Below are 11,340 nucleotides of genomic sequence, written 5' to 3'. Positions count from 1 at the left end.
TACCTTATGGCGTTTAACTAAAGGAGATGTCACTGTAGCGGGCACGGACGAACATGAAGATGCCGTAGCCTATCAGGCCAATGGCCACCGCCGCCAGCATAAGGTCTCCCATGGGGTTGTCTCTCAGAAAATCAAAAGCGCCCTCAGTGCTCTCGGCTTGGGATGGGTTGCGGTTCCAGGCGGCTTTAACGAACAGGTACCCCAAGATCCCAAAGACGATGCCTCTGGCAGCATACCCAAACTTGCCGGACCGCTCCAGTACTCTAAACTGGTCTTGCGGCATGCCATGTACGTCCTTCATAAAAGACCCTGTAATGGCGCGCTTCAATTGTACAAGACCGTTGCCAATCACAATTAATCCAACTATGATGGCTAGATATTTACCATATGGTTTATCTAAAAGCTCGGCTAAAAACATTTTTTGCGACTCGCCTTCTCCAGAACCTCCACCATTTGTCAAGGCTATTTTAAAGGCAACATACGCAATTGATGCATAAATAAGTCCGCTAATAAAATAGGCTATTCGTTTACCTATCCCTTTAAAATCTGTTCCTTTATTTTCTGTGTCTGCCACTGCTTGGGTAAATCTCCAGAAGGAATATCCAATTAAACCGGCAGCTATTAAGCCTAGTAAAAAGCTGCCTCCGGGTAATTCTTTCACTTCCATGAAGGCATCAGATTTAGAGGCTTTTTCGCCTCCAATTCCTAAAGCGTACATGGCGGTTAACACTCCAATTAAGCAATAGACAATGCCCTTGGCTACATAGCCTACACGGGCATATTTGACAATCCAATCTTTTTTGTTCTGTTGCATGGAACGAGTTCTGGTTTAGCAAACGTGAGTGATTCCTCAAATCAGGTTGGACTGCCATCCATATCTTGAGTTGAGTTGGTTTCTGCTAGGACGTATTCTTGATAGAATTGGTTGTGGCAACAAGGGTAACCAGTTCTCAGATCAAACCAATCTAAGGTTAAGTTCAGAGCACTATATGCACCGTTGCTCAACTTTGCCCTGCTTCGGTTTACCAGACAATTCGTAATTGAAATTTAATTCTCTAAAAATAAGTAAGAGGATAATTTGTCTGATTTAACAAATGATAAAAGTATTAGCATTTTCTATGCACAACCGTTCAATCACTGGTTTTGGAGTGACCTATAGGATGAAACTTGGATAGGTTAGTTGTGAAGTGGAGTATTAGATGAGATGGTATAAACGACTGGTAAATATTGATGTTATAATATATTACCTATGCTTGAGGTTTAATTATAACTCTTCCAAAGGCTAGCTTAGTTGAGAATTGGGCTAGTTATGTCCAAAATCGAGAGGAGGCCATGGAAAGGGCGCCTCTTACAGATAGACTTGAAGGCGAAATGAGCTACTCTGGTTGTAATTAACGAGAAAGTATTTGCAAAGTTTAATTGTGTGGATGGGATGAGGGTACTCCTCTTTTTCATCTGGTTAAACCTGGAAATACTGAGCAAGAATATTTGTCTAGGGTTTTTATTAGTGAAGACAGGCAAGAGCTTTACGCTTCCTCTTGATTGTCGGTCTATACCATAACATTCAGAAGAAGGACTAGTGGGACCAGCCTCTAGAAAAATCAACGCCGAATTGAAGTTTAGGGCACTACTTTTTTTTGCTCAATAAATCCTTTTATCTGGTCGTTTTAGATTTTAAAGATTTCTGACTTTAAAAGGATTGAGTTTATACTTGAAAGAAATATAATATCCATTTACCATATAATATTATAAGATGGATTTAATTAAGAATGAATTTATTGTTAGGTTGTAGAGTAATTAAGATTGTGATTTTTAAGTTTAAATGGTTGCCTTGGATAATGTAATATATGCGAAATAGATGATTGGAGTAAATTTGTTTATTAGGATATAAAATTTAGGTTTTAACGTAACTAGTAATCCATGTTGAAATAATGTTTGGTGACTGCAGTAATTTCTGATAAGTAAAAGTAACAAGAGAGAATGCATCAATGGGATTTCTATATTTGGACAATTGTTAAAAAAATTAAGGCAGATGAAATATGAGTAATAAGAAGTAAGTGTTGTCCTTGCCTAAGGAAAGATTTTTGAAGTGGGCTTGCAGGTATTCAAAGGAACAGATACATTTGTGACCGGATTGCAGCCTTGACCTCCATAACAGTTGCAGTTTAAGAAATGCGCACGTGGTGAAATTGGTAGACACGCCATCTTGAGGGGGTGGTGCCTTCGGGTGTGGGAGTTCGAATCTCCCCGCGCGCACTCAATTAAATCTAAGCCTATAACAGAAACGTTATAGGCTTTTTTATATACTTGTGGACGCAAATAGCCATTCACCATTATGCACCCCACCCCTCACTTACAGCAGGTTTTCAAGGATGATCTCATCAGCATTCAAATAGACAAGGATCTTTCCCTTCTTTATGTTGAATGGTTTAAGCATCCCCAAAGCTCTGAGTTTAGAGAGGTCTACCAACGCCTTGCTGACATCATTTTAGGATCACAAGTCAAGTATTGGCTTAGTGATGCTAGAGCTATTCATTACCTAGAACTAGGCGATCAGAACTGGATTATAAAAGAGATGGCCCCGCTGTTAAAGCAATCCAAGCTCCTTAAGTTTGCCCGGCTTATTACAAAAGAGGGCATGGAGATGATGGATGTAGTCCGCTTGTATGACCAACTAGAGCATAACCCAGAACTAGTAGTCAAAACAAAATTTGAGCTGTTTAATAATTCAGAAGATGCCTTGGAGTGGTTGTTGGCAGATGAATAATATAGCAATGCTCTCAAGAAGCTTTAACTGTAATATGCTATAGCAATATCCTTTTTTTTGGAAAAGCCGTTTTTAGCCTGATATTTAGAAATCAGGCCAAAAACGGCTTCTTCGGTTAAGGATTAATGATGATTAAGGAGTTTTCCTGAATGGGTTTTCAGGTTTTACCAGAATTACTTTTTCCCGCTCTACCATCACTGACCCTGCCGTGGCACCCTTAGGTTTGCGCACGTACTTTTTAGGCGTGCATAATACAGGGCAGAGGGTGTCACTCTTGCGTTTGGAATAGAAGGCTGCCAATTGGGCTGCGGCTTCAATCACGCGCACGGGAATGGCCTTGCCGGGCACCTGCTTAATAACCACATGAGATCCTGGAACATCTTTGGCATGCAGCCACAAATCATCTTTATGGGTATGCTTGAGGGTAAGGGTGTCATTGGCTTTGGCATTCTTTCCCACCCAAATCTTAAAGCCATCCAACTCAAAAGAATGGTAGGGCAGGTCGGGGCCGGTGACGGTTTGGGTAACCGTGTGCTTTTTGAGGTACTGGCGCAGGGCAGGGGCCGTTTCAATTTGTTCCAACGCTGCTAGTTGTTGAGTCAACGTTTCCACTTCCACTTCCTTGCGCTGGGCCCGTTCTTGCAAGAGGCGCCATTCAATCTGCTGGTTCTTGGCTTTCTTGTATAAGCGTTCTGCCGTTTTCTGGGGAGTCTCAGTTCGGGACAGCTTTACCAACCTAGGTTGGTTCAGGTAGAAATCAAATAACTCCATCTCCTGCGTGCCCACCGGAATGTTGCTAAGATTAGCCATAATCACATCTGCAGTTTGGGCATAGGGCGTCCCGTGGTGCCATTGTTCCAGCTGTTCCTGTAATTGGTACCAGATTTTATTAGCCACCTCTAGTTGCCGTTGTAAGGCCTTATTAGTGGCACTATAATTTCTCTGGAAATACTCTTGCGCCCTAAACTGCGGAACAAAAGCATTTAAAGCCTCCAATGGGTTATCAAATGTGTCTTGAATGGTCCCTACTGGCAGTAAAGAAAGACGCAGGATTTTGTCTACGGTGGTTAGGTAGAACGTTGGAGGATTTTCCAGCAACGCCACCATTTCCTCTGCCAAGTAAAGTTTTTCCTGCGGAGCCTTGTCGGCCCATTTATTCTCCTGCAAATACAAGAAGGGGAGGTCGCCTAAGGTAGGAAGCATCTTTTTGAGCGAACCAGGGTCTGCTAAAAACTGCTCCCGGTTTAGCCGCCAATCATGATCCATGGCCTTGTAATCCAGCAATAGGTCTTTGGATAATTTCCGATGAAATAATTCAGTGGCCTTGCCGTCTTCAAACAATACCACATTAGACCTATTCCCGAAAAGCTTAAACAACAGTGTTTTGCCCTCTGTAAAAGTGATGTAAAAGCTTCTCTCCTGTTTATGCGAAACAACCTCCAGTACCTTTTGGCCAATCAAGGGGGCAAACAAATCCACTGAGTTCTGACGGGCTCTGTTAAAGCTTTGCGGGATTTGTAAGCTAGAGAAGGTGGGCGTTTGAATGGCTTTCAGGAAAATGGATTGATCCTCATACGTAAACTCCAACATCAACTCGTCTTTCTCCTGGCTGAACATACTTGCGCAGGTTGAGCCGCTTAATAGCGTGTGAAGCTTCTGTGCGAGTTGCTTTAAGAAGTAGGAGTTTTGATGCACGCTTATAAAGTAAAAGTAAGCCCGTCATAGGCTAGGCGCACGTTGGGTGGCAATTCTTGCTCTACCTCGCGGTGCAATCCCAGTAAATGGCTGATATGGGTAAGGTAGGCCTGCTCAGGTGCCAATTCTTCTAGTAGAGTAAGGGCCTCTGATAATGAGAAATGCGAGATGTGAGGCTCTTTTCTGAGGGCATTTAACACCACCACTTTAGAGCCCTTAATTTTCTCCTTCTCTTCATCAGAAATATAGTTGGCATCTGTGATGTAGGTGAAGTCCCCAATCCTAAAACCAAAAACTGGCAGCTTATGGTGCATGACGGCAATAGGAATCACTTGCTGGCCCATTACCGTAAATGGCTCATTCTGGATGGGGTAAAGCTCCACCCGGGGTATGCCTGGGTACGTGGCATTGGTGAAAATATAGCTGAATTCTTGCTGAAGCTGCTTTAATACGCGAGGGTCTGCGTACACCGGCATGTCCATGTGCTGCATAAAATTAAAGGCCCGTATATCATCCATACCGGCCGTGTGGTCTTTATGCTCATGCGTAAAGAGAAGGGCATCTACGCGTTTAATGCGCTCCCGCAACATCTGCTGCCTGAAATCTGGACCTGAATCAATGACCAGGCTCTTGCCGTCAATCTCCAGGTGAACAGATACCCGCAGCCGTTTATCCCTGTAGTCTAGGGAGCGGCAAACCTCACATTCGCACCCAATGACGGGTACTCCCTGTGAGGTGCCAGTTCCTAATAAAGTGATTTTCACGTTGAGGCCAACGTTTGGTTTTTAATTGCCAGGTATAACTCCTGGCTTTCAGGCCGAAGGGCCTCTGGGGTAATCTCTATGGATTTTAGTATTTCTACTAAACAGTTAATCTTACCTTCCAGCGGAAAGTATTTGTTCACTACCGCCACCTTGGTATCCTTCAACACGCAGAATCCAGACTTAAAGGTGCCTTTCTCATAGCGCAGCATGTACTCAGACTCCGCAAAAATATCCTCTAACCGGCTTAAGAAGGGCCGGGTGTATTTTAGCTGCATAAACTTAATTTGCCCTAAGGGCTAAGCCCTATTTTACGTACTCTTTCACGGTCTGCACCAACATGTCAAAATCCAGAGGCTTTGGCAGGTAGGCGTTGATGCCTGCTTGTTTAAACTCCTCCAGGGTATAGTTGTTGGCATTGCCGGTCACGGCAATAATGGGAATGTTGGCTATTTCTGGATTAGAAGAGGTGCGAATTTCTTTGGTGCACTCCATCCCATCTTTCACGGGTATGTTCAAGTCCATGAGAATAGCGTCTATTTTCTCCTCGTTAATCTTCTTAATCACCTCCCCGCCGTTCTTGGCTGACAGCACCTTGTAGTTCTGCAACTCTAGGATTTTTTTGGTAAGGTTCAGGATTACAGAGCTATCCTCTGCAATGAGTATGGTTTTTGAATCAGCCATAGTTTAGTTTGGTAAGATTATATTACGATAGTGAGCTTTAAAATTAGCAAAACTAGATTCTAAATCAGCATAAGCGGAAACTACATTGCTCATTTCGCCTTTCCGGATGTCATGCTCCAAGCTTTTGGCTATGCTTGTGATCACCACTAATCCCAGCGTTGAGGCAGTACCCTTAATCTGATGCAGTGTACTTAAAATGCCCTCGTAATGTTGTGCCTCCACTTGGTTTTTAGCGTCTTGGAGTAATTCAGTGGTTTCCTCCTCAAAATCCACATACAGTTGCAAGGCAAAATCTACGCCTCCAATGCTGCGCAACTGCTCTACCACCGACACATCCAGTAATTGCTGCTCTTCCTTTTGCTCTGCTACGGACGTCTCAGGTTGTGTAATAGGGGCAGCTGTGGTAGGGGTGGATGTGTTTTTCTGGCGCCATTTACTAATGCGGTCAGAGAGGTCCGTGCTTTTCACCGGTTTTGAAATATAATCATCCAATCCTTCGCTCATGAACTTCTCTGCATCATCTTTCATAGAGTACGCCGTCATGGCTACAATTGGAGGGCAGGAAGCACCAAGTAGTCTCTTTAACTCCTTGGTAGCGGTGACACCATCCATTTCTGGCATTTGAATGTCCATGAAAATAATTTCATAGGTATTCTGAGTGGCCTTATCAATGGCCTCATATCCATTGGAAGCCACGTCTGGCGTACAGCCCAAGCGCTCCAGCAGTTTAATGGCCACCTTTTGGTTGATCTGGTTGTCATCCACCAACAAGACAACCGGTGCTGGGTCAAACTTATCAATGGTCTCAGTTTCTTTTGCTAATTGCAGCTGCTCATTAATCTGGCTTACGTTTTCTGCCAAGCGGCATTTAATGGTAAACCAGAACGTACTGCCCTTGCCCGGTTTAGACTCAACGCCAATCTCGCCCCCCAGCAATTCACTCAACTGCTTAGAAATGGCCAGGCCTAGACCCGTTCCGCCGAAGGTTTTAGTGGAGGAATTGTCTAACTGCGTGAAGTTGGTGAACAGAATCTGGATGTCCTCTTGTGAAATCCCTATCCCTGAATCTTTTACCCTGAACTCCAGTAAATGCTCATCGCCTTCAACTTTCAGTTGGTTAACGTCCACGCTCACTGTGCCCTGGTTGGTAAACTTAATGGCGTTGGAGGTCAGGTTAGAGAGAATCTGCAACAAGCGGGTTTCATCTGTGATGATGTAGCGCGGCGTCTCCTTAGAGATGAAATAATTGAATTCCAGATCCTTTTGGTTCGCGCGGTTGGCAAACAAAGAGTGGATTTTATCTAAGGTATAATGTAAGTCAATACCAGAGAGGTTCACCTCCATTTTGCCGGCCTGAATTTTAGAAAGGTCCAGAATGTCATTCAAGATGTCCAAAAGCGCATCTGATGACTTGCGCAGAGTGTCTATGTAGTCAATCTGCTCTTCTGTAGAGGCGGTATGGTACAGCAAATCAATCATGCCTATAATACCGTTCATAGGCGTGCGCAACTCATGGCTCATGTTAGCCAGGAACTGGTTTTTGACTTGCAGGGAGTTTTCTGCCAGTTCTTTGGCACGGATTAACTCCCGCTGGGTGTTTTTCAGTTCGGTGATGTCACGGCAAACGCCCTCAATGGCAATGGCTTCGCCGTCTTGGTTGGTGATGAGCCTGGAGTTGACCAATACCTCTATTTCGCCTTGGTCTTTGGTTTTAAGGGCCGTTTCAAAGTTTCTTACTTTACGTTGCGTGTACAGGGCATTTAATAGCTGGTCGCGGTCCTGAGGATTAATGTACAGGTCGCTCACGTTCATGCCAATGGCTTCAGTTTGCGTGTAGCCCAACAGGTCTTGCACAGAAGGACTTAAGAGCTCAAACTCACCGCCAATATCTGTTTTATAGTACATGTCCTGGAAGGACTCAAAAATGCGCCTGAACTTCTCCTCATTCTCAGCCAAGGCCAATTGTGAAATTTTTTTGTCGGTAATATCCAAGGCAATCGCTGAAACATCATCAAAGCTGCCGTCCTCCAAGTAAATGGGGTTCAGGAGGATCTCCAGCCATTCGCTCTGTCCACTCGGATTTTTTAACTCTAACTCAAACTGTCTTGCTTGCCCGGCAAAGGCCAGATCATAGGCAGACTTCATTAAATCAAAATCCTCTTCGGCTATAAACGGCTGCACCATGTCACCCAACTGCATGCCTAATTCCGGCGTGGCTACACCGTAATTCTGGATGACATTAGAGAAGTTTTGGTTGAAGGAAGTAAGCTTGTATTTGCGGTTAACCGACCACATCAAGTGCGTACCACTTTCAAAGATGGCTTTTAAACGCGCGTTTTGGATGTTGATTTGCTCCTCGTTTCGTTTTCTTTCAATGGCCAAAGCCACCTGGTTTGAGATAAAGTGAAGAATCTCAATATCTGTCTGCACATAGGCCTCGGGGTTTTTGTAGTCGCGTACGGCAATCACCCCAATGATCCGCTCACCAATGGAAAGCGGGGAGAAGAGCATTACCTCTGGCACTACGCCATTAATAGACAGCTTACCCTCTGCTTCTAATTGCAAGAAATCTTCCTTGGTGGCGTACAGCGGTTTACCGGTTTTAATGATGTATTCCGTCATGCCAGAGGAGAAAGGTCTGGTAGTGGAGGAGGCGGGCATGTCTGCCAACTGGTCTACATAGTACACAAAGTCAATCAGGTGCTTGGCGTCATCATAAAGGGCTATAAAGAAGTTATGCGTCTCTATGATTTTGCTCAACTCTCTGTGAATGGCACTGTACAGAGACGGTAAGTCTTTAGAGCTAATGGCCAGGTTGGCAATGGAGTAATAGACTTTTTGTAAGCGTTCTGCCTTAATACGGTCTGTAATGTCATGGAGAATGGCGCGGGTGGCAATGGGTTTTCCGTCTTGCCAGCTGCAGTTGATACTACCAATCAAGTGAATGGGCTTGCCGCTCTTGGTCAAGAAGACCGTTTCTATCTTGTTGACATTCTCACCTTTGTACAGATTTCTAAGCTGGTAGATGAGCTTGGCCTTGTAGTAGGGATGGACAATATCAGTTAGGGTCAGGTTCTCAATGTCATAATCGTTGTAGCCCAGTTTCTCTTTCCAGGCCCGGTTCACGAAGATAAATTTATTATCTGTGGAGATGTTCTGGATCAAGTCATGGGCATTATCAAACAAGTCCTGCAACCTGATCTTGTTATCTTTCAAGGCTTCCATGGCAATGCGCTTGTCGGTCATGTCTTTGCCCACCGCGGTGATGCCGGTCACATTACCTTCGGCGTCCATCTCAAACATGATGTTCCAACGAAGAATCTTCACGGAATGAGATTTGGTCACCAAGTCCCATTCATAGTAGCTACGCAAAGACTGGGTGTGTAAGGCCTTTTGAATCTCCTGCACGCGGCTGGCGCGTTCATGCTCAGAAACAAAAAGTTCATAGTAATTCTGACCTACTACCTCTTCACGCTTATAACCGGTGTATTGCAAGAAGTAGTCATTGACATACAACACTCGCAAATCCAGATCCAGACTGATGTAAGCCAAATTCACCTGGCTCAAGAATGACCTGAACTGCAGCATGGACTCCCGCAAAACTTCCTGTTTACGCAGTAGCGCTTGCGCTTCTTTGCGCTGGGTAATGTCCCGTACAATGCATTGCACAAAGGACACCCCTTCCAGTTGAATGGCACTAAAGCTGACTTCGCTGTCTATGGTGTTGCCGTCCGTGCGCTCCAAGCGCCACTCCACGGTCTGAGGGTTGCCATCTAAGAGGGTCTCATCAATCATTTGCAGAGACTTCTCTAAAGAAGAGCTGCCGTCTGCTTGTAGGGCAGGGGAGAAGTCGGCTAGCCGTTTGCCCAATATGTCCTGCTTGTCACAGTCTAGTAGCATGGTGGCCTGAAAATTACAGTCGGCTATCTGAGAACTATTTAGTAAGAAAATGGCATCATTTGAGGATTCAAAAAGCGTTTTGTACTTACCCTCAGAATGATGCAGTTCTTGTCGTAGCTCAAATCTGGACAGAAAGGAATTGAGCTCAAAGCCCACTTGGTTGATAAATTCCGTCAAGGTACTGGTAATGTGCATGGCATCATCTGTCAATAAGATGATGGCCGCTAGATACCCTTTGTCTGTGCTTATGGGAAGCGCAATCACTTCGCGCTTCCTGAACAGGTGCTGGAAGTTGCGGGAAATACTCAACAAGGAGCGGTTCTTGTGCTTGTTCTCCAGTTGGGAGAGCAGTTCTGGTTTAAGGGCCAAAATGCTCTGGTCCTGGAGAATGAAAGAAGCTTCACCCTTGCTTTTTACCAGCTGTACCATGCGCGTGGTAGGATGGTAGACGTACACACCACCGCCTACAATTTGCGGCCTTTTCAAAAACGAGTCCAGGGCGGCTGCCAGAATATCATCTGCAGATTTGAGGTCAGCGATTACTGGTATCAGCTTGGCCATAAACTCTTGCTGGTCCAGGCGCTGCTTGCCGGTCTCCTGCAAGCGGCCTTTGTCTTCCATGGGTTTGGCCGTGCCTAACACTACTTCCTGCCCAAAGTATTTGCCACATTTAAAGGAGAGAAGCATGGGGTGGAGGCTGTCCTGGCTGTCTTTAAACCACCAGTCAAATTTCTGAGCTTTGCCTTCACACGCCTCCTGAATCCGTTTCTTAAAGGCTATTTTTTCTGAAGGGTTCAGGTCAAAGGCTTCAAAAACGGTTTTACCCGTCAGGTCTTGTTTGGTTCCTTGGATAAGGGCTAGCGCTTCTTTGTTGACGTCAATGAAAACGCCTTTTTTATCCAGGATGAAAAGAGGCTCATTGCTGTCTTCAAAAATACTGCGGTAACTAGACTCAGAGGCAAACATGTCGCCTACGGGCATTACTTCGGCAGAGGCAGACCGCACCGCCAGGTAAAGTAATTCATGGCCGTCCTGTTTAACCAAGCTTGATTTAAAGTAGAATAAGCCGTTGCCTAGGGCATTGTTATTGGATTGCAGAAAGCCGCTTATGTTTTTGCGGGAGCGTAACTGCCTAAGATTTTTCTCAAACTTGTGTAGGTATTTATCTTCCAGCAGCTGTTTTATGTTGAGGTGCTCTGGAAAGGAGGCACCTTTAAAAAATACGTCCCGGGTTTGCTGGTTTACTGCCAATACGCGTCCGTCTGGCGCGCAAACAAACATCATTTTCCGGCTGCCGCTTACATGTTCAGCCAAATCAATCAAATGCGCTGCTGCCGTCACCAGGGAGCTATCTTCTGCAGACATGTGGGTAGTATTCATAATCAAAAAACGGTTGGCCCAAGGGGTAATTATTTCTCTGCGGCACTTGTTCAGAAAACGTGTAATTTAGCATTTTAAAGCCAGATAATAGGCATTCATCATTGATAATCAAGGGAAAGGAGCTGCGTACGCAAATTGCGCTGCTTACACGCT

The 11,340-nt window shown here is 44.9% G+C and carries 7 protein-coding genes and 1 tRNA gene; 2 read left to right on the top strand and 6 right to left on the bottom strand.

What is annotated here, in order from left to right; genetic code table 11:
* Window positions 1-13: 13 nt before the first annotated feature.
* Complete coding sequence (locus TH61_RS17100; RefSeq protein ID WP_066512024.1) at window positions 14-814, bottom strand: DUF1206 domain-containing protein; 801 nt, start codon at window positions 812-814, stop codon at window positions 14-16.
* 1,360 nt (window positions 815-2,174) lie between these two features.
* Here TH61_RS17100 and TH61_RS17095 point away from each other — a divergent pair.
* Window positions 2,175-2,256 (top strand) — tRNA-Leu (locus TH61_RS17095).
* 79 nt (window positions 2,257-2,335) lie between these two features.
* Window positions 2,336-2,767 (top strand): hypothetical protein, encoded by a 432-nt coding sequence (locus tag TH61_RS17090; RefSeq protein WP_066512022.1) that lies wholly within the window; start codon window positions 2,336-2,338, stop codon window positions 2,765-2,767.
* 132 nt (window positions 2,768-2,899) lie between these two features.
* Here the strand turns inward: TH61_RS17090 and TH61_RS17085 are convergent, their stop codons facing one another.
* From TH61_RS17085 to TH61_RS17065, 5 genes are read right to left on the bottom strand one after another with little or no spacing between them, the layout of a single operon-like run.
* On the bottom strand, window positions 2,900-4,462 hold the full coding sequence (locus tag TH61_RS17085) for an NFACT RNA binding domain-containing protein (protein WP_066512017.1): 1,563 nt from the start codon (window positions 4,460-4,462) through the stop codon (window positions 2,900-2,902).
* A gap of 2 nt (window positions 4,463-4,464) precedes the next feature.
* Window positions 4,465-5,226, bottom strand: coding sequence for an MBL fold metallo-hydrolase (locus tag TH61_RS17080; RefSeq protein WP_066512015.1), 762 nt, complete (start codon window positions 5,224-5,226; stop codon window positions 4,465-4,467).
* A complete protein-coding gene (locus TH61_RS17075; protein WP_066512014.1) occupies window positions 5,223-5,501 on the bottom strand; it encodes a hypothetical protein in 279 nt (92 codons plus the stop codon). The genes TH61_RS17080 and TH61_RS17075 overlap by 4 nt, the downstream gene beginning before the upstream one ends.
* Before the next feature lie 28 nt (window positions 5,502-5,529).
* Window positions 5,530-5,907 carry a response regulator gene (locus TH61_RS17070; protein ID WP_066512012.1) on the bottom strand — a complete coding sequence of 126 codons (378 nt, stop codon included), beginning with the start codon at window positions 5,905-5,907 and terminating at the stop codon, window positions 5,530-5,532.
* Window positions 5,908-5,910: 3 nt separating this feature from the next.
* On the bottom strand, window positions 5,911-11,172 hold the full coding sequence (locus TH61_RS17065) for a PAS domain S-box protein (RefSeq protein ID WP_197464063.1): 5,262 nt from the start codon (window positions 11,170-11,172) through the stop codon (window positions 5,911-5,913).
* Window positions 11,173-11,340 lie beyond the last annotated feature (168 nt).

The organism is Rufibacter sp. DG15C (assembly GCF_001577755.1).
GTDB lineage: Bacteria > Bacteroidota > Bacteroidia > Cytophagales > Hymenobacteraceae > Nibribacter.
The sequence above is the reverse complement of the archived record's forward strand: the minus strand, read 5'-3'. Positions and strand labels throughout refer to the sequence as shown.

Coding starts and splice junctions, on each gene's coding strand:
- TH61_RS17100 (WP_066512024.1), bottom strand. CDS start 814: ATGCAACAGAACAAAAAAGATTGGATTGTCAAATATGCCCGTGTAGGC.
- TH61_RS17090 (WP_066512022.1), top strand. CDS start 2,336: ATGCACCCCACCCCTCACTTACAGCAGGTTTTCAAGGATGATCTCATC.
- TH61_RS17075 (WP_066512014.1), bottom strand. CDS start 5,501: ATGCAGCTAAAATACACCCGGCCCTTCTTAAGCCGGTTAGAGGATATT.
- TH61_RS17070 (WP_066512012.1), bottom strand. CDS start 5,907: ATGGCTGATTCAAAAACCATACTCATTGCAGAGGATAGCTCTGTAATC.
- TH61_RS17065 (WP_197464063.1), bottom strand. CDS start 11,172: ATGTCTGCAGAAGATAGCTCCCTGGTGACGGCAGCAGCGCATTTGATT.